Origin of the sequence: Halomonas sp. H5 (assembly GCF_050613175.1) — a bacterium.
In the GTDB taxonomy this organism is placed as follows: domain Bacteria; phylum Pseudomonadota; class Gammaproteobacteria; order Pseudomonadales; family Halomonadaceae; genus Bisbaumannia; species Bisbaumannia salifodinae.
Window position 1 is genome coordinate 3,029,099 of sequence record NZ_CP192510.1, and the last position, 22,936, is coordinate 3,052,034.

Annotated in this window: 26 protein-coding genes; 10 read left to right on the top strand and 16 right to left on the bottom strand. The window is 66.5% G+C overall.

Annotated features, from left to right (window positions below; all coding sequences use genetic code 11):
* Nucleotides 1–7: 7 nt before the first annotated feature.
* The 6 genes from ACQ1W9_RS14000 to ACQ1W9_RS14025 all read right to left on the bottom strand — a co-directional run bounded on the left by ACQ1W9_RS14000 (nucleotide 8) and on the right by ACQ1W9_RS14025 (nucleotide 6,051).
* A complete protein-coding gene (locus tag ACQ1W9_RS14000; protein ID WP_431023914.1) occupies nucleotides 8–1,156 on the bottom strand; it encodes an ABC transporter ATP-binding protein in 1,149 nt (382 codons plus the stop codon).
* 16 nt (nucleotides 1,157–1,172) lie between these two features.
* Nucleotides 1,173–2,060: a carbohydrate ABC transporter permease gene (locus ACQ1W9_RS14005; RefSeq protein WP_431023915.1), complete on the bottom strand. Its 888-nt coding sequence runs from the start codon at nucleotides 2,058–2,060 to the stop codon at nucleotides 1,173–1,175.
* Nucleotides 2,061–2,076: 16 nt separating this feature from the next.
* A complete protein-coding gene (locus ACQ1W9_RS14010) occupies nucleotides 2,077–2,967 on the bottom strand; it encodes a carbohydrate ABC transporter permease (RefSeq protein WP_431023916.1) in 891 nt (296 codons plus the stop codon).
* A 66-nt stretch (nucleotides 2,968–3,033) separates the two neighbouring features.
* Complete coding sequence (locus tag ACQ1W9_RS14015) at nucleotides 3,034–4,353, bottom strand: ABC transporter substrate-binding protein (RefSeq protein ID WP_431023917.1); 1,320 nt, start codon at nucleotides 4,351–4,353, stop codon at nucleotides 3,034–3,036.
* 153 nt (nucleotides 4,354–4,506) lie between these two features.
* Nucleotides 4,507–5,460 (bottom strand): sugar-binding transcriptional regulator, encoded by a 954-nt coding sequence (locus ACQ1W9_RS14020; protein WP_431023918.1) that lies wholly within the window; start codon nucleotides 5,458–5,460, stop codon nucleotides 4,507–4,509.
* Nucleotides 5,461–5,493: 33 nt separating this feature from the next.
* Nucleotides 5,494–6,051: an NUDIX hydrolase gene (locus ACQ1W9_RS14025; protein WP_431023919.1), complete on the bottom strand. Its 558-nt coding sequence runs from the start codon at nucleotides 6,049–6,051 to the stop codon at nucleotides 5,494–5,496.
* An 81-nt stretch (nucleotides 6,052–6,132) separates the two neighbouring features.
* Here ACQ1W9_RS14025 and ACQ1W9_RS14030 point away from each other — a divergent pair, with 81 nt between their 5' ends.
* Both ACQ1W9_RS14030 and ACQ1W9_RS14035 read left to right on the top strand, forming a co-directional pair.
* The gene (locus ACQ1W9_RS14030; protein ID WP_431023920.1) at nucleotides 6,133–6,756 is read left to right on the top strand and encodes a CoA pyrophosphatase; all 624 of its coding nucleotides are present in this window, start codon (nucleotides 6,133–6,135) and stop codon (nucleotides 6,754–6,756) included.
* Between the two features lie 180 nt (nucleotides 6,757–6,936).
* Complete coding sequence (locus tag ACQ1W9_RS14035; RefSeq protein WP_431023921.1) at nucleotides 6,937–7,593, top strand: 2OG-Fe(II) oxygenase; 657 nt, start codon at nucleotides 6,937–6,939, stop codon at nucleotides 7,591–7,593.
* Nucleotides 7,594–7,648: 55 nt separating this feature from the next.
* Here ACQ1W9_RS14035 and ACQ1W9_RS14040 read toward each other — a convergent pair whose 3' ends face one another.
* Both ACQ1W9_RS14040 and ACQ1W9_RS14045 read right to left on the bottom strand, forming a co-directional pair.
* Entirely contained in the window at nucleotides 7,649–8,095 is a 447-nt protein-coding gene (locus tag ACQ1W9_RS14040) for a universal stress protein (protein WP_431023922.1), read from the bottom strand.
* Between the two features lie 86 nt (nucleotides 8,096–8,181).
* Nucleotides 8,182–9,261, bottom strand: a complete 1,080-nt coding sequence (locus ACQ1W9_RS14045; RefSeq protein WP_431023923.1) for an NAD(P)-dependent alcohol dehydrogenase — start codon at nucleotides 9,259–9,261, stop codon at nucleotides 8,182–8,184.
* A 153-nt stretch (nucleotides 9,262–9,414) separates the two neighbouring features.
* Between ACQ1W9_RS14045 and ACQ1W9_RS14050 the strand changes: the two genes are divergently transcribed.
* Complete coding sequence (locus ACQ1W9_RS14050; RefSeq protein ID WP_431023924.1) at nucleotides 9,415–9,894, top strand: nucleoside deaminase; 480 nt, start codon at nucleotides 9,415–9,417, stop codon at nucleotides 9,892–9,894.
* Between the two features lie 7 nt (nucleotides 9,895–9,901).
* On the opposite strand, the gene ACQ1W9_RS14055 is transcribed toward ACQ1W9_RS14050, so the two are convergent.
* Both ACQ1W9_RS14055 and ACQ1W9_RS14060 read right to left on the bottom strand, forming a co-directional pair.
* Nucleotides 9,902–10,795, bottom strand: coding sequence for a hypothetical protein (locus ACQ1W9_RS14055; protein ID WP_431023925.1), 894 nt, complete (start codon nucleotides 10,793–10,795; stop codon nucleotides 9,902–9,904).
* A 115-nt stretch (nucleotides 10,796–10,910) separates the two neighbouring features.
* Nucleotides 10,911–11,231 carry a hypothetical protein gene (locus ACQ1W9_RS14060; protein ID WP_346063766.1) on the bottom strand — a complete coding sequence of 107 codons (321 nt, stop codon included), beginning with the start codon at nucleotides 11,229–11,231 and terminating at the stop codon, nucleotides 10,911–10,913.
* Between the two features lie 165 nt (nucleotides 11,232–11,396).
* Here ACQ1W9_RS14060 and ACQ1W9_RS14065 point away from each other — a divergent pair, with 165 nt between their 5' ends.
* The 7 genes from ACQ1W9_RS14065 (at nucleotide 11,397) to ACQ1W9_RS14095 (ending at nucleotide 18,115) form a co-directional block, all read left to right on the top strand.
* Nucleotides 11,397–13,400 (top strand): pyrroloquinoline quinone-dependent dehydrogenase, encoded by a 2,004-nt coding sequence (locus tag ACQ1W9_RS14065; protein WP_431023926.1) that lies wholly within the window; start codon nucleotides 11,397–11,399, stop codon nucleotides 13,398–13,400.
* A complete protein-coding gene (locus tag ACQ1W9_RS14070; RefSeq protein ID WP_431023927.1) occupies nucleotides 13,397–14,299 on the top strand; it encodes an alpha/beta fold hydrolase in 903 nt (300 codons plus the stop codon). The genes ACQ1W9_RS14065 and ACQ1W9_RS14070 overlap by 4 nt, the downstream gene beginning before the upstream one ends.
* 82 nt (nucleotides 14,300–14,381) lie before the next feature.
* Nucleotides 14,382–14,774 carry a DoxX family protein gene (locus tag ACQ1W9_RS14075; protein ID WP_431023928.1) on the top strand — a complete coding sequence of 131 codons (393 nt, stop codon included), beginning with the start codon at nucleotides 14,382–14,384 and terminating at the stop codon, nucleotides 14,772–14,774.
* A gap of 72 nt (nucleotides 14,775–14,846) precedes the next feature.
* Nucleotides 14,847–16,217: a pyridoxal-phosphate dependent enzyme gene (locus tag ACQ1W9_RS14080; protein WP_431023929.1), complete on the top strand. Its 1,371-nt coding sequence runs from the start codon at nucleotides 14,847–14,849 to the stop codon at nucleotides 16,215–16,217.
* Nucleotides 16,218–16,229: 12 nt separating this feature from the next.
* Nucleotides 16,230–17,414 carry a trans-sulfuration enzyme family protein gene (locus tag ACQ1W9_RS14085; protein WP_431023930.1) on the top strand — a complete coding sequence of 395 codons (1,185 nt, stop codon included), beginning with the start codon at nucleotides 16,230–16,232 and terminating at the stop codon, nucleotides 17,412–17,414.
* Between the two features lie 115 nt (nucleotides 17,415–17,529).
* The gene (locus ACQ1W9_RS14090) at nucleotides 17,530–17,652 is read left to right on the top strand and encodes a hypothetical protein (protein WP_431026451.1); all 123 of its coding nucleotides are present in this window, start codon (nucleotides 17,530–17,532) and stop codon (nucleotides 17,650–17,652) included.
* A gap of 127 nt (nucleotides 17,653–17,779) precedes the next feature.
* Nucleotides 17,780–18,115 (top strand): hypothetical protein, encoded by a 336-nt coding sequence (locus ACQ1W9_RS14095; RefSeq protein ID WP_431023931.1) that lies wholly within the window; start codon nucleotides 17,780–17,782, stop codon nucleotides 18,113–18,115.
* 83 nt (nucleotides 18,116–18,198) lie between these two features.
* Here ACQ1W9_RS14095 and ACQ1W9_RS14100 read toward each other — a convergent pair whose 3' ends face one another.
* The 6 genes from ACQ1W9_RS14100 to ACQ1W9_RS14125 form a co-directional block, all read right to left on the bottom strand.
* Complete coding sequence (locus tag ACQ1W9_RS14100) at nucleotides 18,199–19,407, bottom strand: bifunctional alpha/beta hydrolase/OsmC family protein (protein WP_431023932.1); 1,209 nt, start codon at nucleotides 19,405–19,407, stop codon at nucleotides 18,199–18,201.
* 433 nt (nucleotides 19,408–19,840) lie between these two features.
* Nucleotides 19,841–20,263: a YciI family protein gene (locus tag ACQ1W9_RS14105; protein WP_431023933.1), complete on the bottom strand. Its 423-nt coding sequence runs from the start codon at nucleotides 20,261–20,263 to the stop codon at nucleotides 19,841–19,843.
* Nucleotides 20,264–20,738: 475 nt separating this feature from the next.
* On the bottom strand, nucleotides 20,739–21,005 hold the full coding sequence (locus tag ACQ1W9_RS14110; RefSeq protein ID WP_431023934.1) for a DksA/TraR family C4-type zinc finger protein: 267 nt from the start codon (nucleotides 21,003–21,005) through the stop codon (nucleotides 20,739–20,741).
* A 55-nt stretch (nucleotides 21,006–21,060) separates the two neighbouring features.
* Nucleotides 21,061–21,192, bottom strand: coding sequence for a hypothetical protein (locus ACQ1W9_RS14115; RefSeq protein ID WP_431023935.1), 132 nt, complete (start codon nucleotides 21,190–21,192; stop codon nucleotides 21,061–21,063).
* Nucleotides 21,193–21,285: 93 nt separating this feature from the next.
* Nucleotides 21,286–21,915, bottom strand: a complete 630-nt coding sequence (locus tag ACQ1W9_RS14120) for a class I SAM-dependent methyltransferase (protein WP_431023936.1) — start codon at nucleotides 21,913–21,915, stop codon at nucleotides 21,286–21,288.
* 122 nt (nucleotides 21,916–22,037) lie between these two features.
* Nucleotides 22,038–22,358 carry an OsmC family protein gene (locus ACQ1W9_RS14125; RefSeq protein ID WP_431023937.1) on the bottom strand — a complete coding sequence of 107 codons (321 nt, stop codon included), beginning with the start codon at nucleotides 22,356–22,358 and terminating at the stop codon, nucleotides 22,038–22,040.
* Nucleotides 22,359–22,936: the final 578 nt, after the last annotated feature.

Genomic DNA, 22,936 nt, shown 5'->3' on the forward strand with positions numbered 1-22,936 from the left:
GCCTCCTTCAGGCGCTGTTGGCGTCGGTGGCGGCGCGATTGTCCTGACGGCGCAGCCCAGCCAGCGGGTGTTGTTCGAGGCTGGGTAGGGCCAGGCCATCGGCATCGAAGAGATGGGCGCGGCCGGGCGCGAAGCCGAAGCGCACCCGGTCATGTACCCGATGGGCGACATCGCCGTCGGCCATGATGGTCACCATGGACTCTTCCATCTGGACGTACAGCGAGGTCTGTCCCCCCAGGCGCTCGAGGACCTGGATATCTCCGCTCAGCGGCCCCTGATCATCGTCGATCACCAGGTGCTCGGGACGGATACCCAGCTCCAGCGTGGTTCCGGGCCTCTGGTCCTGGCCGTCCACCGGCACCTTGATGACGCCACCACCCGGCAGCTTCACGCTGACGCCCTCGGCATCGGCCTCCACCACCTCGACGGACAAGAAGTTCATCTTCGGCGAGCCGATGAAACCGGCCACGAAGCGGTTGCGAGGATGGTGGTAGAGCTCCATCGGCGAGCCCACCTGCTCCACCACGCCGCCCTGCAGCACCACGATCTTGTCGGCCATGGTCATGGCCTCGATCTGGTCATGGGTGACGTAGATCATGGTGGCATCGAGCTCCTCGTGGAGGCGCGCCAGCTCGATGCGCATCTGCACCCGCAGGGCGGCATCGAGGTTGGAGAGCGGCTCGTCGAACAGGAAGATGCTGGGATTACGCACGATGGCGCGGCCGATCGCCACACGCTGGCGCTGACCACCGGACAGGGCCTTGGGCTTGCGGTCCAGCAGCGGCTCGAGCTGCAGGATCCTGGCCGCCTCGAGAACCTTCTCGCGGCGCTTCTCTTTCGATACCCCGGCCAGGCGCATGCTGAAGCCCATGTTGTCCTCGACGGTCATGTGCGGATACAGCGCATAGCTCTGGAAGACCATGGCCAGGCCGCGATCGGCAGGGCCCACGTCGTTGATGCGCTGGCCGTCGATGAGGATATCGCCGCTGGTGGCGTTCTCGAGCCCGGCGATCATGCGCATCAGGGTCGACTTGCCACAGCCCGATGGGCCGACGAAGACCACGAATTCGCGATCGTTGACCTCCAGGTCGACGCCCTTGATGACATGGGTGTCGCCGAAGCTCTTGGTGATCTGTTGGAGTTGTAGTGTTGCCATGGGAAAGGCTCCTGGATTACTTGACCGCGCCGAAGGTCAGGCCGCGGACCATCTGTTTTTGGGTCAACCAACCGAAGACGAGGATGGGCGCGATGGCCATGGTCGAGGCCGCGGAAAGCTTGGCCCAGAACAGCCCCTCGGGGCTCGAGAAGGAAGCGATGTAAGCGGTCAGCGGCGCCGCCTGGGAAGAGGTCAGGTTGAGGCTCCAGAACGCCTCGTTCCAGCTCAGGATCACCGCCAGCAGGCCGGTGGAGGCGATGCCCGGCAGGGTCAGCGGCAGCAGCAGGTAGAGCACCTCCTGCAGGGTGCCGGCGCCGTCCATGCGGCCCGCCTCGAGGATGTCCTTGGGCATGTCCTTGAAGAAGGTGTAAAGCATCCACACCACGATCGGCAGGTTCATCAGGGTGTAGACGATGATCAGCCCGGTGCGGGTATCGAGCAGGCCGACGTCGCGGAACAGCAGGTAGATCGGCACCAGCACGCCCACCGGCGGCAGCATCTTGGTGGAGAGCATCCACAGCAGGGTGCCCTTGGTGCGCTTGGTGGGCAGGAAGGCCATGGAATAGGCCGACGGAATGGCGATCAGCAGCGCCAGCAGCGTCGAGCCGAAGGCCACCACCACGCTGTTGAGGGCGAACTTGGCGTAGTTCGCGCGCCCCTGGACCTCGGCATAGCTCTCCAGGGTCGGCGAGAAGATCAGGCTCGGGTCGGCGATGGCCTCGGCCTCGGTCTTGAAGCCGGTCAGCACCATCCAGAAGATCGGGAAGAAGATCAGCACGGCGACCGTCCAGCCCAGCACACCCAGCCACAAACGCCGGCTGCGCAGGGCACCGCCCCAGTTCGAGGCTTGTGCCAGATGGCCAGGCTCGGCGGAGGACAACGGTTTGGTTCTTGCAATCGTCATGACAGGCGCTCCCGAATCAGCTTTCCAGGTTCTTGGCCACCATGCGGACCAGGAAGATGGCGACGATATTGGCGAGGATAATGGCGATCACCCCGCCGGCGGAGGCGATGCCCACGTCGAAGTCGAGCAGGGCCTGGATATAGATCAGGTAGGCCAGGTTGGTGGTGGCCAGCCCCGGCCCGCCGGAGGTGGTGACGAAGATCTCGGCGAAGATGGTCAGCAGGAAGATCATCTCGATCATGATCACCACGCTGATCGCCCGCTTGAGGTGCGGCAGGGTGATAAAGAAGAACACGGCCACGGGACCCGCTCCGTCCATACGCGCCGCCTCCACCTGGTCCTCATCCAGCGACTGCATGGCGGTGAGCAGGATCAGCAGGGCGAAGGGCAGCCACTGCCAGGCGACGATGATGATGATCGAGGTCAGCGGCAGCGACGAGAACCAGTCCACGGCCGGCAGGCCCAGCGACTCGGCCACCCAGGAAAGCACGCCGTTGGAGGGGTGCATCATCATGTTCTTCCACACCAGGGCGCTCACCGTGGGCATCACGAAGAACGGCGAGATGGCCAGCACGCGGGCGATGCCTTGGCCAAGGAACTCCTGCTGGAAGAGCACCGCCAGCAGGGTCCCGCCGACCACGGTGATCACCAGCACCGCACCGACCAGCAGCAGGGTGTTGCCCATCGCCGTCCACAGCGCCGGGTCGGTGAACAGGTACTCGTAGTTCTCGAGGCCAGCGAAGCCGGTCATCTCCGGCATCAGCAGGTTATAGCGCTGCAGCGAGAACCAGACGGTCATCGCCAGCGGCACGATCATCCATAGAAAGAGAAGGCTGACAGCAGGCGCCTGCAGCGACAGGGAGCGGAATCCCCCGACGGTGCGCCCGGCGGCTCGTGTCTTGGTCATAATCTGTGGCCCATTGGGATGGGGGGAGGTCAGCCGGCCGGGGTGTCCCCGGCCGGCAAGCGGGGATCAATCCAGGTAGCCGGCGCGCTGCATGGTGCGCCGGGTGGCGCGTTGCGCGGACTGCAGCGCCTGTTCCACCGTGACGCCACCGGTCAACGCCGAGGCGATGGTCTGGCCGACCTGGGTGCCGATCGACTGGAACTCGGGAATGCCCACGAACTGCACGCCGATATAGGGGCTGGGCTCGAGCGTCGAGTCGGTGGGATCGGCGCCGCGGATCGCCTCCAGCACGAAGTCGGCGAAGGGTGCCGCCTCGATGTAGCGTGCGTCCTCGTAGGTGGAGGTCCGGGTGCCGGGGGGGACGCTGGTCCAGCCCTGGGTCTCGCCGACCAGCTCGATATACTCCCTGGAGGTCGCCCACTGAATGAAGGTCCTGGCGGCGTCCTGCTTCTCGGAGGAGGAGGGAATCGCCAGCGCCCAGGACCACAGCCAGTGTGCCCCCTTGGGCGTCTCGGCGATCGGCGCCGGGGCGAAGCCAAGCCGGCCGGCGACATCGGATGCGCTGGGGTCGTAGATCCGACCGGCCGCCGAGGTAGCATCCACCCACATGGCGCAGTTGCCACGCGAGAACAGCACCAGGTTCTCGTTGAAGCCGTTGGAGCTGGCCCCGGGCGGACCATAGTTGCCGAGCAGATCGACATAGAACTCGATCGCCTCCTGCCAGGCAGGAGAATCGATCTCGGGATTCCAGTCCTCGTCGAACCAGCGGCCACCGAAGGTGTTTACCAGGGTCGAGACGAAGGCCATGTTCTCGCCCCAGCCCGGCTTGCCGCGCAGGCAAATGCCGTAGGTATCGCTATTCGGGTCGTGGAGCTCGGCGGCCCAGTCGCGCACCTGCTCCCAGGTCGGCTGCTCGGGCATCTCGATGCCGGCCGCGTCGAACAGGTCCTGGCGGTAGTACATCATCGAGCTCTCGGCATAGAACGGCAGCGCGTGCAGCACGCCATCATGGGAAAGGCCGTCGCGGACCGACTGCAACAGGTCGTCGACTTCATAGGCCTCCGGCAGGCCATCGAGGGGCGTCAACCATCCACGCTCGGCCCAGATGGGTACCTCATAGGTGCCGATGGTCATGACGTCGAACTGACCGCCGCCAATGGCGACATCAGTGGTCAAGTTCTGGCGAAGCACGTTCTCCTCGAGCACCACCCAGTCGAGCTCGATGTCGGGGTGGGCCGACTCGAACTCCTCGGTGAGGCTCTGCATGATCACCATGTCGCTGTTGTTGACCGTGGCGACGGTGATCTCGGTCTGTGCCTGGGCCTGGGAGGCAGCGGCGACGGCCACCGTCAGGGTGGCCAGCGGCAGGGCTCGGGTGGGCTTCATGATGGGCTCCTTTGCGGGACTCGCGTTGTTATTGGTCGCACCACTCTGATCAATTTGATCACACTACAATCAAATGATCATACAGGACCCAAAAAAAAGCAAAGTCGAGACGCCTAGACTTTGGTCGGAGAGGAAATTGCCTCGGCGGGAACCTCACCCCGCCCGCTCGACGATAAAACGCGCCGCCACCTCGTCGGTGACCAGCCCCTTGAGCCAACCGCCGCGCAAGGCGGCGAGGATGGCCGGCGCCTTGCCGTGTCCGCCGGCGAGCGCCACCAGCGGCTGTCCGGCCAGCATCTCCAGCGGCAGGCTGGTGATGCGTCGACTGGTCGAGCAGTCGATCACCTCGCCCCGGGCGTTCATCGGCCAGCCCAGCAGCTCCCCTACGGCCTCGAGGGCCAAGAGTTCATCGAGCTCGCCCTCGGAGATAAAGTGATCCTGGAAGAGGGTGGCCTGGCGGTCGATCTTGCCGATGCCGATATAGCCGGTCTCCGCCTCCCTGGCCACCTCGGCGACGGACTGGAAGAGCCGCTGCTGCTGCATGGCTTCCTTCTCCTCCACCGTGCCCGCCACCACCGGCGCCGGCAACAGGAAGCGCTCGCCGCCGGTCTTGTCGGCCAGTACCATGACGCCGTCATAACGGTTGGAGGAACCGTCCCGGGCCACGTTGCCCACCAGGGAGACGAAGCGGTGCTGGGGACGCTCGATGCGACTGATCGCCTCCACCGTGGCACGGATGGAGCGCCCGGTGCCCAGCGCCAGGGTCAGCGGCTCGCTGCGCTCCACCAGCCGGGCGATGCGCTCGGCCCCGGCCACGGCCAGGTAGTGGGCGGCACCGTCGGCGGCCTCCGGCTCGGCCGGCACCACATCGCAGAAATCCAGCCCGAACTGCTCGCGGATGACGCTGGACATGGCCATGCAGGCCGCCACCGGATGATCGATACGCACCTTGATCAGGCCTTCCTGACGCGCCAGGGCCAGCAGGCGCTGCACCCCGGGCCGCGACACCCCCAGTTGCTGGGCGATCTCGTCCTGGGTCATGCCCCCCACGAATGACATCCAGGCGGCGCGGGCCGCCTGATCCAGTTTGACTTCGAACTTGTCCAATGCCGTTTCCTTATGCTGTTTATCCCCTCGGCGTCAGGCGGAGCCGAAGTAGCGCTCGCGATCCTCGGCGGTGATATCGCTGATATGCAGGGGAAAGGCCTCGCCGCGGCGGTCGGCATAGAAATGATGCAAGGTGCGCTCGATGGTGGGAAAGGCAAGCTCGTCCCAGGGGATTTCCTCCTCCTCGAAGAGCGCCACCTCCAGGCTCTCGGCCCCGGCATCGAAGCCCCCCTCCAGGTCGGCCAGGAAGATCATATAGACCTGGTTGATATGGGGCAGGTTGATCAGGGTGTAGAGGCCATGAATCGCCACCTCGGCACAGGCCTCCTCGCGGGTCTCCCGGGCCGCCGCCTGGACGGTGGTCTCGGCGTTCTCCATGAAACCGGCGGGCAGGGTCCAGAAGCCCTTGCGCGGCGCGATGGCGCGCCGACACAGCAGGACCTTGGTGCCCCGCACCGGCAGGGTGCCGGCGACGATGCGCGGGTTCTGGTAATGGATGGTGCCGCAGGCGTCGCAGAGGTAGCGGGGACGGTCATCGCCCTCGGGAATGGCGAAGCGAACGGTATGGCCACAGTGGCTGCAGAAATTCATCGGCTCCTCGCGGGATGCTCGGCTTGCCCTTGACGCCTTTCCGGGGGCTAAGTACAAGAAGAGAAATCGTGTGAGAGCCCCATGTTAGAGAAACTTCGCGAGCGCCTGCAAGCACACCGTCCCGGCCGCGTCATCCTTCAACTGCCCGAGGCCGCGGTACTCTTGCCCATCGTCGACCGCCCCGAACCGACCCTGCTGTTCACCCGTCGCGCCGACCACCTCAATACCCATCGCGGCCAGGTGGCCTTCCCCGGCGGCAAGCGCGAGGCCCAGGATCCCGACCTGCTGGCCACCGCCCTGCGCGAGGCCGAGGAGGAGATCGCCCTGGCGCGGGGCCAGGTCGAGCTGCTGGGTCGCCTCAGCGACGTCATCTCCCTGCATGGGCTCAGGGTCACGCCCTTCGTGGGGCTGATCCCCCCCGACCTGCCGCTGGTCCCCGACCCCGGCGAGCTGGACACCATCTTCGAGGTGCCGCTGCGGCTCTTCCTGGAGGATCGCCGCAACCACACCGACGTGATCACCGTGGAGGGACGCCCCCACTATGTGCCCAGCTACCATGTGGATGGCCAGGTGATCTGGGGCCTCTCGGCGATGATGCTGGTGGAGCTGCTGGCGGAGGGCTTCGAGCGCCCCATCAGCCTCTATCACCCGCCCGCCGAGGGGCGCCTCTGCTACTATCCCCCGCGCCGCCTGGAGCACCCATGAGCCTGGTCATTCCCGCCCTAGGTTACGCGCCCGCCGACGGGCACCTCTGCTGCTCTCTCCCCCGCCCCCCGCGCCGCCTGGAGCACCCATGAGCCTGGTCATTCCCGCCCTGGGTTACGCGCCCGCCGAGGGGCACCTCTGCTGCTCTCTCCCCCGCCCCGCCCGCCGCCTGGAGCGCCCATGAGCCTGGCCATTCCCTCCCTCGCCCCCGCCACCCTCACCGCGCTGGTGGATGCCCTGGTCGAGCGCGGCTGGTACCTCGGCGAGGGGGTCATCGACGCCGGGCTGTGCCGGGCCCTGCATGACGAGCTGGAGGAGCGGGTCGCCCGCCAGACCATGCACACCGCCGGCATCGGCCGCGGCGAGGATCACAGCCTGCGCCGCGATATCCGCGGCGACACCATCCACTGGCTGGACCGCGCCACCCTGCCCCAGCGCCACTACCTGGGCGCCATGGCGGAGCTCCAGCAGGAGCTCAACCGGGCCCTCTACCTGGGGCTCTTCGAGTTCGAGGCCCACTTCGCCCACTACGGCCCCGGCACCTTCTACAAGAAGCATCGGGACAGCTTCCGCGGCCGCGCCAACCGGGTGGTCTCCACGGTCGGCTACCTCAGCCCCGACTGGGGCCCGGCGGATGGCGGCGAGATGGTGCTCTATGACCCCGAGGACGAGAGCCGCGAGGTGGCCCGGGTGCGCCCCGAGGCGGGCAACTTCGCCTGCTTCCTCGCCGACCGGGTGCCCCACGAGGTGCTGCCCACTGCCCGGCCCCGCGCCAGCATCGCCGGCTGGTTCCGCCGCAACGCCTCCCTCAACGGCGTTATCGACCCGGCCTACTAGCAGCGAGGCGCCGAATGGCGCCTCGCGAGGGCAAGAGCGTTAGTGCCGAGGGCCCCTAGTTGACGGTGATCACCGTGCAGTGGGCGGTATGCCCGACCCGATGGGAGACGCTGCCGATCACCATGCCCTTGAGGTCGCTCATGCCGCGACTCCCCATGACGATGGCTTCCACCTGGAGGGCCTCGGCCTCGGCGACGATGGCCTCCGCCGGACGCCCCTTGGAGATCACCTCTTCCACCTGGAGACCGTCGAGCTTCACCGCCGCATAGGCCTTGTCGAGGATCTTGCGGGCGTCGTCTTCGCGTTCCTTGACCAGTTTCTGGATCACCTCCTCGCTGACCGGCCTGCCGCTGCCCCCCACCAGCAGGCCAATATCATTCGGCGGCTGCTGCACATTGATCAGGTAGAGCCTGGCCAGCGGGGTGGCCAGCTGCGCCGCCACCTCGAGCGCCTTCTCCGCATGGGCGGAGCCATCCACGGGTACGAGTATCGACTGGAACATAATGAACCCCCTGCATCGACATGGCGCCGCTCGACGCCTCGGTCATCATCGGCCGGAGCGGGCGACGCCCCGGCCCGACATCGGCATCAACCGGCCTGGATCGCCACCTTGAGCACGCCATCGCGCTGATGGGAGAAGAGCTCATAGGCCTCGACGATGTTCTCCAGCGCATAGCGGTGGGTGACCATGGGGCCCAGGTCGAGGCGCTCGCTATCGATGATCTGCATCAGCCGGCGCATGCGCTCCTTGCCGCCGGGACACAGCGAGGTGACGATGCGGTGATCGCCCAGGCCGGCACAGAAGGCATCCAGGGGAATCGTCAGGTTTTCGGAATAGACCCCCAGGCTGGACAGGGTGCCGCCGGGCTTGAGCACCCGCAGCGCCGCCTCGAAGGTGGACTGCAGGCCCAGCGCCTCGATGGAGGCATCCACACCGCGCCCGCCAGTGAGCCGCAGGATCTCGGAGACCACGTCCACCTTGCGGAAATCGATCACCACATCGGCGCCCAGTTGCTTGGCCATGGCCAGGCGCTCGTCGACGCCATCCACGGCGATGATCAGGCCGGCACCGCGCAGCCGGGCCCCGGCGGTGGCGCACAGTCCGATCGGCCCCTGGGCGAAGACCGCCACGCTGTCGCCGATCTTGATACCGGCCGACTCGGCCCCGGCGAAGCCGGTGGACATGATGTCCGGGCACATCAACACCTGCTCGTCGCTGAGGCCATCCGGCACCGGCGAGAGATTGGCCTGGGCGTCCGGCACCCGCAGGTACTCGGCCTGGGCGCCATCGATGGTGTTGCCGAAGCGCCAGCCGCCCATGGGCTTGTAGCCGTGAGCATGGTGGCCGCCATCCTGGGAACTGCAACCGTCCTGGCAGGCGTAGGAAGTAAAGCTGGGGCAGATGGCCCCGGCGATCACCCGCTGCCCCTCCCGGTAGCCCTGCACATTGGCGCCCAGTTTCTCGATGACTCCCACCGGCTCGTGGCCGATGGTCAGCCCCGTCTCCACCGGGTACTCGCCCTTGAGGATATGCACGTCGGTGCCGCAGATGGTGGTGGTGGTCACCCGGATCAGGGCGTCGTTGGGGCCGATCTCGGGAATCGGCTTGTCATCGATCTCGATGCGGCCGGGTTCGACGAAGATGGCGGCTTTCATCATGGCGGGCATGGGGCTCTCCTTGGCAGAGTCAGCGGTAACCGTGGGCCATATCCACTTCAGTTCAGCACAAGAATCGCCAGCGCGAGTTGCGCTGGATCAAGCTTTGTTCCGAAGGCACCCCGGGCCTGGCTTACACTCCTGAAGAGACCGAGGAGGAAAGCCATGAGACCTGATCACGAGATGCCCTATCTGCAACGCTGCCTGACCCTCGCCGAGGAGGCCCTGGCCGCCGGCGACGAGCCCTTCGGCTCGGTGCTGGTCTCCGCCGAGGGCGAGGTGCTGTTCGAGGATCGCAATCGCATCGCCGGCGGCGATGCCACCCGCCACCCGGAATTCGCCATCGCCCGCTGGGCCGCCGAGCACCTGAGCCCCGAGGCCCGGGCCGCGGCCACCGTCTACACCTCCGGCGAGCACTGCCCGATGTGCGCCGCCGCCCATGGCTGGGCCGGCCTGGGGCGCATCGTCTATATCAGCTCCTCCGCCCAGCTCGGCACCTGGCTGGAGGCCATGGGCGTGCCCCCGGGCCCGGTGGCGCCGCTGCCGATCCGCCAGGTCGTGCCCGGCCTCGCGGTGGAGGGCCCGGTGGCGGGCCTCGATGACCGGGTGCATGCCCTGCATCGCCGTCGTCACGGCCAGGATTAAGACGCCGTCACCTCCGCGATCCCCGCGAATCGCCGGGCAGGTAATGCCCGGTGACCCGTCGATAGGCCGTGGAGGTGCGATCCCCGGGGATCCCGTCCACGCGCAGGAAGAGGCCGGGGAAGGTATTCAGCCAGCGCTGCAGGTGCTCCGCCTTGCGCGCCTCGGGGGCGCGCCCCGGGCGCATGGCGTGCCGCGAGACCAGCGGCGGCGATGCCGCGCCCCTGGCCACCTCGGCAGCCAGCGTATCGACCGCCTCGACACGATCCACCTCGACGCGGTCCGCCTCGGCCGCCGCCGGCCGAGACGGCGGCGGCGCCTCGCCCAGCGCGATCTCGCCGAGTTCGGCCAGCCGCCGCAGCAGCACCGCCGCGCCGACCTGCTTGGAGACCGCCGTCTCCGACCAGCGCCCATCGGCCACGTACTTGCCCCGTTCGTAGTGCGCCGAGCCGCTCCACAGATAGGGCGACAGCACATGGGGGTGATAGCGGCGGTAGCCCCAGCCATTGTAGCGCTCCAGTTGATAGAGCAGCCCCGCCAGGCTCCAGTCGGTGCGCCCGCCCAGGCGCTTGAGGGCCAGGGCATCGGCGGCGCTCTCCTCCCAGGAGAAGGGCGGCGAACCACGCTTGGGACGCCCCGCCGGCACCCGCACGGTGCACCCGCTCAGGGGGTCGCCGTTATGCAGATGGCGGCGGAAGTCGCCGCCGGATTCCAACTGATGCACCGCCGCCACGAAGGCCCAGGGCACCCCCTGGCGGGCGGTCACCGCCTCGTAGCGGGACCGGTCCCGGACCAGGCGCTGGCAGACGCGCTCCACCAGGGCCCGCTGCCCGGGGCGAATGTCACAGCTCTCGAACAGTCGCTCGTATTCGCGGCCCAGGGCCGCGCTCAGGGATATCGCCATGCCGCCCTCCCCGGCGCCGAGGCGACGCGACCATCGCCGATGGCGCCTTATATCCCTACAGCATAGCCAGGGCGCCGGGCTCGGGAGGGGCCCCAGGGGGTGGAGACAGGGGCGCCTACTGGCCGGCGCCGATGGTCAGCCGCAGGGCCTGCAAGCCCTGCAGCTCCAGGCGCATCTCCTCGGAGAAGATCGGATGCCCGATGACGCGGATATCCAGTTGGGCTTCGGCCCCCCGATAGATAAGGAGGGCGGTGACGGTGGCCTCGGTCCGCAGCGGCGCCAGGGGCTCATAGTCGACCTTCTTCACCTCCAGGCGCTCCAGGCCATAGGCATCCAGTTGCTCCGCCACCCCCTGCTTGACCTTCACGCCATAGACGAAATAGAGCCCGCCATAGACGAGGCCCGCCACCACGATCAGGGTAAAGAGTCGGCCCATCGGTGTCTCCTTTTCGGGGCTGGCAGCACCGGAGGCATCCGGCGCTATGTCGTCAAAGATTGGCGTCGTTCGCCGAGAAAGTCCATGAACCTCCCCGGTTCGCCGAGCCGGCGGCGATGAACTAGCTTCACTGCATGGGAGACCAGCCGAGCGGGAGGCATGACCATGCACTGGAAATGGATGCTAGTGGCACTCCTGGCCGTGGCGCTATTGCTGGTGGCGCGCAACTTTCCCTCGTCCCCGCCGCCGCCGGACCTCAGCGGCCCCACCGCCGACTGGCCCCACTACGGCCAGAACCTGGCCGGGCAACGCTACTCGCCCCTCGATCAGATCCGCGTCGACAACGTCGCCCACCTGGAAGAGGCCTGGCGCTACCACCACGGCGACTTCTCCACCGGCGAGGCCGGCCAGACCCGCACCTCCCTGCAGGTCACCCCCATCGTGGTCGGCGAGCGGCTGATCTTCTGTACCCCCTACAACCGGGTCATCGCCCTGCATCCGGAGACCGGCGAGGAGCTGTGGACCTTCGACCCCGAACTCGAGCTGCGCGAGCTGCACGGCGCCTACCCGATGATCTGCCGCGGCGTGGCCTACTGGGAGGACGACGCGGCCGACCCCGGCGACGCCTGCCGCGAGCGAATCTTCACCGGCACCCAGGACGCCGAGCTGATCGCCCTGGACGCCGCCACCGGCCGCCCCTGCGCGGACTTCGGCGAGGCCGGCCGCCTGGCCCTGCGCGACGACCTCGGCGACGACATCCCCGCCTGGGAGTACTACATCACCTCCTCGCCCCTGGTGGTGGACGACCTGGTGGTGGTGGGCGCCCTGGTCGCCGACAACGTGCGCGCCAACGCCCCGCCGGGGGTGGTACGCGCCTTCGATGCCCGCCGCGGTGAGCTGGCCTGGGCCTGGGACCCGATTCCCCCCGACCAGCCCCGGACGCCCGCCGAGGGCCCCTATCGCCGTTCCACCGCCAATGTCTGGGCGCCCATGAGCGCCGACCCCGAGCGCAGCCTGCTCTTCGTGCCCACCGGCAATGCCCCGCCGGACTACTTCGGCGGCCAGCGCGAAGGCCTCGACCACTACGCCTCCTCGGTGGTTGCCCTGCATACCCGCGGCGAGCGGGCCGGCCAGGTGGCCTGGCACTTCCAGACCGTGCACCACGACCTCTGGGACTATGACGTCGGCGCCCAGCCCTCGCTGATCGAGCTCGACACCGCCGACGGCCCGGTGCCGGCGGTGGTGGCCGCCACCAAGACCGGCCATGTCTTCGTGCTGCACCGGGAGACCGGCGAGCCCCTGCACCCGGTCGAGGAGCGCCCGGTGCCCCAGGACCCGGTGCCCGGCGACTGGCTCTCCCCCACCCAGCCCTTCCCGGTCAAGCCGCCGAGCCTCTTCCCGCCAGAGCTCGGCCCCGAGGAGGCCTGGGGCTTCACCTTCTGGGACCGCGGCCGCTGCCGGCGCCAGATCGAGGCGCGGCGCTCCGAGGGCCTGTTCACCCCGCCGAGCCTCCAGGGCACGGTGGCCTATCCCGCCGCCACCGGCGGCATCAACTGGGGCGGCGGCGCCTTCGACCCCGCCGCCAACCTGATGGTAGTCAACCAGTCGCGGGTGCCCACCGCGGTGCAACTGATCCCCCGGGAGGAATTCGAGGCCCTGCCCGAGGAGGAGCGAGGCACCGACGCCGGCGGCCTGGCCAACGCCAACCGCCTCTATGGCGAAATGCGCGGCACCCCCTATGCGGTCAGCGTGGAGCTGCTGCGCTCGCCCTTCGGCGCCCCCTGCAGCGCCCCGCCCTGGGGCACCCTCACCGCCGTGGACCTGGCGGCCGGCGAGGTCCGCTGGGAGGTGCCGCTGGGCTCCCTGCGCGGCCTGGCGCCCTGGCCGCTATGGTTCGAATGGGGCGTGCCCAATATCGGCGGCCCCATCGTCACCGCCGGCGGCCTGGTATTTATCGCCGCCACCCCGGACAACTACCTGCGCGCCTTCGACCTGACCAGCGGCGAGCGGCTCTGGCGCACCCGCCTGCCCTACTCCGCCCACGCCACCCCGCTGACCTACCGGCTGGGCCCCGAGCGGCGCCAGTTCCTGGTGGTCGCCGCCGGCGGCCATGTGCTCTCCGACCCCGGCGACGCCATCGTCGCCTACGCCCTGCCGGAGGCACAATGAGCGGCCCAACCGCGCTGGAGGAGCGGCTCGTCGAGCGCGACGGCTACCGGCTGCACCTGCGCCACGGCGGCGACCCGGCGCGGCCCCTGGTGCTCTTCCTGCATGGCTACCCGGACAGCCAGCGCATGTGGCGGGAGATCATGCTGGCCCTCGGCGATACGTACTGGGTGGCCAGCCTCGACTGGCCGGGCATTCCCGCCGGCGAGCCCCGCCAGCCGGCGCGGCGCTACCGCATCGACCGCTTGCTGGAAGATATCGAGGCCGCGGTCCAGGCGCTGGGCGCCGAGCGCCTGCACCTGGTGGGCCATGACTGGGGCGCCAGCGTCGGCTGGTCCTATGTCACCCATCCCGACTACGGCCGGCGGGTACGCAGCTGGAGCTTTGTCTCCGGGCCCCATCTGGCGATCTGGCTGCGCTGGGCCCGGGAGGAACTGACCAGTGGGCGGCCGCGACGCACCGCCGTCGCGGCCGCCCAACTGCTGCGCGCCGGCTACACCGTCCCGCTGATCGTCTGGCCGCTGGGCGAGGCACTCTGGCGCCTGGCCGGCGTGCGCGGCTGGCAATGGGTGCTGCGCCTGGCCGGCGTACCCAAGGGGGATCCGCTGCTCGACGAGGACCGCGCCCAGGTGCGTGCCCTGACCCTGGGCCCCATGGCACTGTACCGCCAGAACGTCCTGCACCCGCCACCGCTGCCGCCCCGGGACAGCGTCACCTGCCCGGTGCAGTTGATCATCGCCGAGCGCGATCCCTTCGTCTCCGAGGTCAGCTACGGCAACCTCGGCGACTACGTCCGCGACCTGCGTATCGCCCGCCTGCCCGGCTCCCACTGGGTGACCCGCAGCCATCCCGACGAGGTCACCGCCTTGTTGCGGCGCTGGCTCGAGGACACTACCCCCTGAGCCCCGATCGCGGCGGCCGGCTTGCCCGATGCCGCCTGGCGGGCCACGCTGTTGAGGTTGCCCAAGGAACAGGAGCCCCCCGATGGATACCCTCGAGCTACAGAAAGTCTGGACACCGCGCGTGCTCAGCCTGCTGCGCATCGTCTCTGGACTGATCTTCCTCTTGCACGGTACCCAGAAGCACCTCGGTTTCCCGCCCTCCGACCGCGTGGTCGATGCCTTCTCGCTGTCAGGGATCTCCGGCTTCATCGAGATCATCTGCGGGGCGCTGCTGGTCGTCGGCTACCGCACCCGGGCCGCGGCCTTCCTGGCCTCGGGCACCATGGCCTTCGCCTACTGGCTCGCCCACGCCCCGCGGGATTTCTTCCCGGTCAACAACGGCGGCGATGCCGCCATCCTCTACTGCTTCGTGTTCCTCTACCTGGTCTTCGCCGGCCCCGGCCCCTGGAGTCTCGACGCCCGACGGGGCCGATAGCTCCGCTTTCCGGGCCGACGGCGCCTTCCCTCCTACACTGAGGAAGGGAAGGCGCCACTTCCGGAGGCAGCGATGCAACCTTTCGCGAATGCCATGGCCCTGATCGGCAATACGCCGATGGTGCGGGTCGCCAGTCTCGACACCGGCCCCTGCGAGCTCTACCTGAAGCTGGAACACCTGAACCCGACCGGCTCGATCAAGGACCGCATCGGGCTGTCGATGGTCGAGGCCGCCGAGGCCTCGGGCGAGCTCCGGCCGGGCGGCACCCTGGTCGAGGGCACCGCCGGCAATACCGGCCTGGCCCTGGCGCTGGTGGCGCAGCAGAAGGGCTACCGCGTGATCCTGGTGATCCCCGACAAGATGAGCCGCGAGAAGATCTTCAATCTCAAGGCCATGGGCGCCGAGGTGGTGCTGACCCGCTCGGACGTGGCCAAGGGCCACCCGGAGTACTACCAGGACAAGGCGGCGGCCATCGCCCGGGAGACGCCCGGCGCGGTCTTCGTCAACCAGTTCGGCAACCCCGCCAACCCCCTGGCCCACGAGCGGGGCACCGGCCCGGAGATCCTCAGCCAGATGGACGGACGCCTCGACGCCGTGGTGTGCGGCGTCGGCTCGAGCGGCACCATCACCGGCCTGTCGCGCTGTTTCGCCAGGACCGCCCCCGAGGTCGAGCTGATCCTCGCCGACCCCGAGGGCTCCATCCTGGCCGAGTACGTGCGCACCGGCCAGCTCAGTACCGAGAGCGGCAGCTGGCTGATCGAGGGCATCGGCGAGGACTTCGTGCCGCCCATCGCCGACCTCTCCCGGGTACGCCAGGCGATCACCGTCGGCGACAAGGAGAGCCTGCTGTGCGGCCGCGAGCTGCTGCGCCGCGAAGGCATCCTCGGCGGCACCTCCACCGGCACCTGCCTGGCCGCGGCGCTGCGCTACTGCCGCGCCCAGACCCGGCCCAAGCGGGTGGTGACCTTCGTCTGCGACACCGGCAACAAGTACCTCTCCAAGATGTTCAACGAGCACTGGATGGAGGACCAGGGCTTTATTGAGCGCCATCACTACGGCGACCTGCGCGACCTGATCCGCCACCCCTATGCCGAGCACGACACCATCGTGGTGGCCCCCGATGAGCCGCTGACCACCGCCTACGCGCGCATGAAGCTCTATGACGTCTCCCAGCTGCCGGTGATGGAGGGCGACCGGGTGGTCGGCATCATCGACGAGTCGGACGTGCTGATGGCGGTGTACGGCCACGAGGACCACTTCACGTCGCCGGTGCGCGAGGCGATGATCACCCAGTTGCAGGAGCTCCCCCCCGGCGCCGGCCTGGACGAGCTGATGGCGGTGTTCCAGGAGGACCACGTGGCCATCGTCACCGAGGGCGACTGTTTCCATGGCCTGATCACGCGGATCGACCTGCTTAACTATCTGCGGCGCCGGATCGACTGAAGGGAGATGGCGATGAACGACGACAAGCGCAACGGCCAGCATCGGCTGGCGACCCGCGCCATCCATGCCGGCCAGGCGCCGGACCCGAGCACCGGGGCCATCATGACGCCGATCTACGCCACCTCCACCTATGTGCAGGCGAGCCCCGGCCGACACCAGGGCTTCGAATACTCGCGCAGCGGCAACCCCACCCGCCTGGCCTTCGAGCGCTGCATGGCGGACCTGGAAGGCGGCACGGCGGGCTTCGCCTTCGCCTCGGGCATGGCGGCCACGGCCGGCGTGCTGGAACTGCTCGACCACGGCAGCCATGTAATCGCCATGGACGACCTCTACGGCGGCTCCTACCGGCTGTTCGAGAACGTCCGCCGACGCTCCGCCGGGCTCGAGTTCGGCTTCGTCGACCTCAGCCGCGAGGCCGACCTGGAAGCCAGTCTGGAGAGCGCCCTGCGCGACAACAGCCGCATGCTCTGGGTGGAGTCGCCCAGCAACCCGCTACTCAAGCTCGTCGACCTGCAGCGCGTCGCCGCCTTCGCCCGCGACCAAGGCCTGCTCAGCGTCATGGATAACACCTTCGCCAGCCCGGTGCTGCAGCGCCCCCTGGAGCTCGGCTTCGATATCGTGGTGCACTCCACCACCAAGTACCTGGGGGGCCATTCCGATATCGTCGGCGGCGTCGCCGTGGTCGCCGACCAGGCGCTGGCCGAACGGCTGGCCTTCCTGCACAACGCCGTGGGCGGCATCGCCGGGCCCTTCGACAGCTTCCTCGCCCTGCGCGGCCTGAAGACCCTGGTGCTGCGCATGCGCCAGCACTGCGAGAACGCCCGAACGCTGGCCGCCTGGCTGGAGGCCCATCCCTCCGTGGAGCGGGTCATCTACCCGGGACTGGCCAGCCACCCCCAGCACGCCCTGGCCAAGCGCCAGATGAGCGACTTCGGCGGCATGCTCTCGCTGGTGGTACGCGGCGGCGAAGCGGCGGCCCGGCGCATGCTGGAGCGCTGCCGGCTGTTCGCCCTGGCCGAGAGCCTGGGCGGCGTGGAGAGCCTGATCGAGCATCCCGGCATCATGACCCACGCCTCGGTGCCCGCCGAGACCCGCGAGCGACTCGGCATCGAAGGCGGGCTGATCCGGCTCTCGGTGGGCATCGAGGCGGTCGAGGACCTGATCGCCGACCTGGATCAGGCCCTGGCCGAGGGGTAGCGCCCATTTCGCCGGTAAGGAGGCGGGCCGTTTCCCGGCCAATCCCATGGCCCGCCGATGAGCCGGTGGCCTACTTCCCCCGGGTCAACCGATACAGGGGGCGTCCGACTATCGGCTGGAGTGGCGCGATGCCACCTGGCAGTTCGTGTCGGCCGAGCATCGCGACCGCTTCCAGGCGGCTCCCGAGGCCTATGCGCCCCAGTACGGTGGCTGGTGCGCCTGGGCGGCGCCCGGGTGACGCCGGTGCGCGGCAGGCATGCATTATTCGATTGAGCCTGCCGCCATCCCTAGGGCAAGATGAGACCCAGGAACACCACAAGCACGGCAAGGATGAACAAGCCACGGCATACCGCTGGAGGAGCCCTATGCAACCGCTGAGCTATTACTACTACAACGTGCTGGAAGGCCTGGAGAAACCCTGCGATGTGCCATCGATCGAGCTGCAAGAAGGCTTCGACACCCTCTATCGGCACGGTGGGCGCATCGAGATCGACCTGATCCGCAAGGCCGAAGAAGGCAACGCCAAGGGCGACCCCTACCACTGGTACGAGGCCCTGGACGACGAACAGCGGGCGAAACTGCATAAGGCGCTGGGCGACAACGACCCGGCCAAGATCCTCAAGGTCATGCAACGCAACGGCTATGCCAGCGTGCTCTACCACCACGCCTGGGAGCACTTCCGCACCGCGACGGCCGAATAGCGCCGCCATATCCACGACAAGGGCCCGCGATCACTCGCGGGCCCTTGTCGTTGGTTTGTTGAGGATATGCCGCCGACTGGCGATTACCCGACTAGCTCGGTGCGCACCTGCAACGTAGCGTGGAGCGTCTTGTGTACGGGGCATCTGTCGGCTATCTGCAGGAGACGGTTCCGCTCCCCCTCATCGAGGTCGCCAACGAGCTCGATCTCGCGATGGATCACCTCGATCTTCGCCCCTTCGTTTTCTGGGTCTTCGCAGTCCTTGATATATTCGTGCTCATGACGAAGCCTTACCACGACGTCTTTCAGCGCCATCGACTTATGATTGGCATACATCCGCAGCGTCATGACGGTGCATGAGCCCAATGCAGCCAAGAGGTGCTCGTACGGATCAGGCCCCATATTATCACCGCCAGCACTCCTCGGCTCATCCGCCAACCAGTAGTGGCTGTCACTGCTTACGTGAAGGGTGAACTTGTGGTTTTTTTCCGATACCACTACCTGGCCGGGCCCCGTCTCTTTCTTATTAGCCTCCGATGGCGTCAAGTCCAGATAACGCCCCGCCCAGGCCGCAATCACATCCGCCACGTAGGAGGAATCTTCTTTCTTGGTCAGGAGATGATCCGCCTTGTCCAGGCTGACAAAGCTCTTCGGATGCCTGGCAGCGCGATAGATCTTCTCGGCCTCACTGATATCGACCGTGGTATCCAGGGGCGAGTGGCACACCAGAAGCGCCTTGTTCAGGCGCGATATATCCTGGTCAGAATAAGCCTCAAGGTCGTCAAGAAATTGCTTCTTTATTGTGAATTTTCTAAGCCCCAGCGTGACTTCGGCTTCACCATCACGACGGATATCATCAATGGAAGCAGAAAAATTATGCATCACGTGATCGGCTTGAAAAGGCGCACCGATTGTCACAACGGCCTTGACGCTGGGCAGCCGGCCGGCCATGGCCAGTACCGCGGCACCGCCCAGGCTATGGCCGATCAGAAATTCCGGAGCCGAGAAATTCTTTTCCAGATACCCTGCCGCGCTTAACAAGTCCTGGATATTCGAGGAAAAATTGGAGTTGGAAAAATCACCATCACTGTTACCCAGCCCCGTAAAATCAAACCTTAGAACGGCAATCCCCTTGGCTGTCAGCGCCCTCGAGATACGTGAAGCGGCAGCAACATCCTTTCCGCAGGTAAAGCAATGGGCGAAGATACCGTAGCTTGAGACCCGAGATTCTGGCACCTCCATCAAGCCGACGAGGGTGACTCCGTTGCTCTGAAATTCTACTTTTTTTCGCATCACACCTTCCTCCGTATCTCGTTCACACCAGCCTAATGCCCTAGGCCGCGCATTGTAATACCGCTAGTGTGATTTCATCGGCTCGCCAGTAGGACGTGCCCGACCCGGTCAAGATCCTCAAGGTCATGCAACGCAGCGGCTATGCCAGCGTGCTCTACCACCACGCCTGGGAGCACTTCCACACCACGACGGCCGAATAGCGCCGCCATATCCACGCCAAGGGCCCGCGATCACTCGCGGGCCCTTGGCGTGGGGTGCTTCGCACCTGGCGTGCACTCCGGTGCTTCGCCGATCAGCGTGAAGCCATGACAGGGCCGGTCTCCGCAAGCCGTGGTCTTCCCTACCTGGTGGGAGCTGGCTTTAGCCGGCGATGCGACATCGGATCATCGCGCTCCCGCGACAATACTCACGCCCGAGTGGGATGAACCTGGATTCACTCGCCCAGCCGTTCGCGTAGCTGCGCCTCCTGCTCACGCAGCTCCGGGGTAAACGCCTCGCCGAAGTCCTCGGCCTCGAAGACCCGACGAATCTCGATCTCCGCCTCGGTGCCGGGCATGGGGTTGGGGCAGCGCTTGACCCATTCGATGGCCTCCTCCATGGATGCCACCTGCCACAGCCAGTAGCCGGCGATCAGTTCCTTGGTCTCGGCGAAGGGGCCATCGGTGACCAGGCGCTCCTCGCCCCTGAAGCGCACCCGCGCCCCCTCACGGCTCGGCCACAGGCCCTCCCCGGCTAGCATGATACCCGCCTCGACCAGGGCCTCGTTGTACTTGCCCATCGCCTCCAGCAACTCCTGGCTCGGCAGCTTGCCGGCCTCCGAGTCCTGGCTCGCCTTCACCAGAATCATAAAGCGCATCGCTCTCCCTCCAAGGTGGTTTGCCTATGGGGTATCGAACGGGGCGGCAGCGAATCGACATCCGCTGCGCCTGCCACTCATAGTCGATGACGCGCCAATGGGGAGACGTCTCCGATTAACCACAGGCCAGAGTATAGGTGGAAGTGCCGAATCTCTCGACGCTCGAACAGTTGCCTCTCCTTGGCATGAAAAAGGCCACCGCTTGGGTGGCCTTCCTCCTATCAGTCCGTGGGCCGTGAGCTATCAGCTGGCACCGATTCGTGTCAGCGCGCTCTTGACCTGCGAGGTATTGTAGAGAGCCTCGGATATCCGCGATCTTGAGGCCCTTCGGGCCAGTCCATCGCCTCCAGCAACTCCTGGCTCGGCAGACTGCCGGCCTCCGAGTCCTGGCCGACCTTCCCCAGCGTCATAAACGCATCGCTCTCCCTCCAGGGGGGCAACTCCGATTCCTCTCGGAATTCGACACCACAGCCAACTACCGCATTTGGCTATCCTTGCTGCCGCGACGGTTGTAACCGCTGAAGGCAACACCCCGCTCGTCCTGCTCGCTTTGGCACCGCACACACAGGCGCACACCTTTCAGCGCCTCACGCCGCGCCTTGGGGATCTCGTCACCGCACTCCTGACAATGCGTCAGGCTCTCGCCGTTCGGCAGCCGGCTCCGTACCCGCTGGACAGCATCGTCGACCGTGCTGTCAATCTGATCCTGGACGGCGCCGTCTCGGGCCCAGCCACTTGCCATTGCAACCTCCTTGGACTCACCGTTCGTGGAGAATCCACCTCTCTATTACCTGAATTCAACCAATCAGCGCAACACCTGACGTGTCCAGTGCTCCTGAGTACTCGCCCATCGCCTCCGGCAACTCCTCGCTCGGCAGCCTGCCGGCCTCCGAGTCCTGGCTGGCCTTCACCAGAATCATAAAACGCATCGCTCTCCCTCCCGGGTGGTTGACCTATGGAGTATCGGACGGGGCGGCGAAGAATCGACAGCCGCAAGTGATGAGTGCCACCGGCCGGTCGGTTCAGGCCGGCTCGGGCTTCCTGGCCACGAGAAACAGCGAGGCCCGCTGCGGCTGCCACTCGTAGTCGATAACGAATCCCGCCTGGGCCAGCATGGTCACCAGTTGCGGCTTGCCGAGGCGATTCACATAGGGGGCCAACCCCACTGACTGCATCAGGGGAATCAGCAAGCGCCAGTGGGGCTTCACCTCGCCGATCAGCGCGGTACTGGAGACGAAGATCCCCCCGGGCTTCAGCAAGTCGGCGACCCGGGCGATGGCCCCCTCCACATCCTCCAGAAGATGCAGAATATTGAGCCCCAACACGGCATCGAAGCCCTCCTCCGCTTCTTCCCCCAGGCTATCCAGGGTGCCTCGCTGGAAGCGGACATTCTCGACACCGGCCTCCCGCGCCCGCTGCTCGGCGATCGCCAGCATTTTCCCCGAGATATCGATGGCAAGAATCTGCCCGACGTGGGGCGCATGGGTAATGGCGGTACTGCCGGTACCGCACCCGAACTCCAGGACCCGCCAGTCGGGCCGCAGGTACTCCTGCGTCACCGCCAGCTTCTTCCGGTAGCTCTCCTGATCCTTTACCGGGCTCTTGGCATAGCGCGGCGCGGCCTTGTCCCAAAAACTCTGTGCACTCTTCAACTCACGGCTCCCTGTCGGCTGTTGATGCTGGTCAATTCCAGTTTCCTGGGGGTATATCACCGGTTACCGGTCAGCCGGAGCTCACGGACGCGCAGCCGCCGTCCGGTGCAGCGACTCGAGCATCAAGGACGGTAAGCGGCATGCACTGGCACGGCCACCTTCAATATTTGCGCCACGACACAGTACCGTTCGGTGAGTTCAAGAAGTTTCGAAAGTTGCTCGGCCGATGCACTCGATTCGAGAGCGATCTCCAGGCGTATCTCCTTGAAACCAACAGGTGCCTCTTTAGAAACCCCCAGGGTACCGCGAAAATCCAGATCTCCTTCAGCGCGTAATGTGCATTCCTGAATCGGGATCCCTAAAGACGTTGCCACGGCTGACAGAGTGACCCCGGCACAAGCGACCAAGGCCTCCAATAGCATGTCGCCAGAACAAGCCTGCATGCCGGAGCCTCCTGTCGCTGGATGGAGGCCAGCTTCAACGAGTGCCTTGCCAGTGGACAAGCTGCAAGTGACTCCTTCTCCGAGACGCCCCTCTGCCCGCAGTGTAACGAGGGCCGCATCCGGTGCTTTCCGGTACTTTTCTTTGAGAGGTTCTTGAATGGATCGGAGGTCAGTCATCGGGGTTTCCTCTTGATCTTGATTCCCAATACCGGTATCAGCCCGATCTACGAAGCGGCTCCAGATTGAATGTAGTTCGCAAGGGAGAAATCACCAACCACTCTCTCCGATTACCCCCTACACCCGAACCCGAACTCCAAGACGCGCCCGTAGGGCCACACAGAGATTCCTGCGTCACCGCCAGCTTCTTCCGGTAGCTTTCCTGATCCTTCACCGGGCTCTTGGCATAGCGCCGCGCGGCCTTATCCCAAAAACTTTGTGATCTCTTCAACTCACTGCTACTCCGACCACTCTATCTTCCATCATTACGGTGTCAGCTTTCGGCCAAGAGCGGTCAATCGTCTATAGTTAATATAATGCCAGAACTAATCATCTCTTAGCGCGCCAGGGCAAGACATTCT

Coding starts and splice junctions, on each gene's coding strand:
- ACQ1W9_RS14000 (WP_431023914.1), bottom strand. CDS start 1,156: ATGGCAACACTACAACTCCAACAGATCACCAAGAGCTTCGGCGACACC.
- ACQ1W9_RS14005 (WP_431023915.1), bottom strand. CDS start 2,060: ATGACGATTGCAAGAACCAAACCGTTGTCCTCCGCCGAGCCTGGCCAT.
- ACQ1W9_RS14010 (WP_431023916.1), bottom strand. CDS start 2,967: ATGACCAAGACACGAGCCGCCGGGCGCACCGTCGGGGGATTCCGCTCC.
- ACQ1W9_RS14015 (WP_431023917.1), bottom strand. CDS start 4,353: ATGAAGCCCACCCGAGCCCTGCCGCTGGCCACCCTGACGGTGGCCGTC.
- ACQ1W9_RS14025 (WP_431023919.1), bottom strand. CDS start 6,051: ATGAATTTCTGCAGCCACTGTGGCCATACCGTTCGCTTCGCCATTCCC.
- ACQ1W9_RS14030 (WP_431023920.1), top strand. CDS start 6,133: ATGTTAGAGAAACTTCGCGAGCGCCTGCAAGCACACCGTCCCGGCCGC.
- ACQ1W9_RS14035 (WP_431023921.1), top strand. CDS start 6,937: ATGAGCCTGGCCATTCCCTCCCTCGCCCCCGCCACCCTCACCGCGCTG.
- ACQ1W9_RS14040 (WP_431023922.1), bottom strand. CDS start 8,095: ATGTTCCAGTCGATACTCGTACCCGTGGATGGCTCCGCCCATGCGGAG.
- ACQ1W9_RS14045 (WP_431023923.1), bottom strand. CDS start 9,261: ATGCCCGCCATGATGAAAGCCGCCATCTTCGTCGAACCCGGCCGCATC.
- ACQ1W9_RS14050 (WP_431023924.1), top strand. CDS start 9,415: ATGAGACCTGATCACGAGATGCCCTATCTGCAACGCTGCCTGACCCTC.
- ACQ1W9_RS14055 (WP_431023925.1), bottom strand. CDS start 10,795: ATGGCGATATCCCTGAGCGCGGCCCTGGGCCGCGAATACGAGCGACTG.
- ACQ1W9_RS14060 (WP_346063766.1), bottom strand. CDS start 11,231: ATGGGCCGACTCTTTACCCTGATCGTGGTGGCGGGCCTCGTCTATGGC.
- ACQ1W9_RS14065 (WP_431023926.1), top strand. CDS start 11,397: ATGCACTGGAAATGGATGCTAGTGGCACTCCTGGCCGTGGCGCTATTG.
- ACQ1W9_RS14070 (WP_431023927.1), top strand. CDS start 13,397: ATGAGCGGCCCAACCGCGCTGGAGGAGCGGCTCGTCGAGCGCGACGGC.
- ACQ1W9_RS14075 (WP_431023928.1), top strand. CDS start 14,382: ATGGATACCCTCGAGCTACAGAAAGTCTGGACACCGCGCGTGCTCAGC.
- ACQ1W9_RS14080 (WP_431023929.1), top strand. CDS start 14,847: ATGCAACCTTTCGCGAATGCCATGGCCCTGATCGGCAATACGCCGATG.
- ACQ1W9_RS14085 (WP_431023930.1), top strand. CDS start 16,230: ATGAACGACGACAAGCGCAACGGCCAGCATCGGCTGGCGACCCGCGCC.
- ACQ1W9_RS14095 (WP_431023931.1), top strand. CDS start 17,780: ATGCAACCGCTGAGCTATTACTACTACAACGTGCTGGAAGGCCTGGAG.
- ACQ1W9_RS14100 (WP_431023932.1), bottom strand. CDS start 19,407: ATGCGAAAAAAAGTAGAATTTCAGAGCAACGGAGTCACCCTCGTCGGC.
- ACQ1W9_RS14105 (WP_431023933.1), bottom strand. CDS start 20,263: ATGCGCTTTATGATTCTGGTGAAGGCGAGCCAGGACTCGGAGGCCGGC.
- ACQ1W9_RS14110 (WP_431023934.1), bottom strand. CDS start 21,005: ATGGCAAGTGGCTGGGCCCGAGACGGCGCCGTCCAGGATCAGATTGAC.
- ACQ1W9_RS14115 (WP_431023935.1), bottom strand. CDS start 21,192: ATGCGTTTTATGATTCTGGTGAAGGCCAGCCAGGACTCGGAGGCCGGC.
- ACQ1W9_RS14125 (WP_431023937.1), bottom strand. CDS start 22,358: ATGCAGGCTTGTTCTGGCGACATGCTATTGGAGGCCTTGGTCGCTTGT.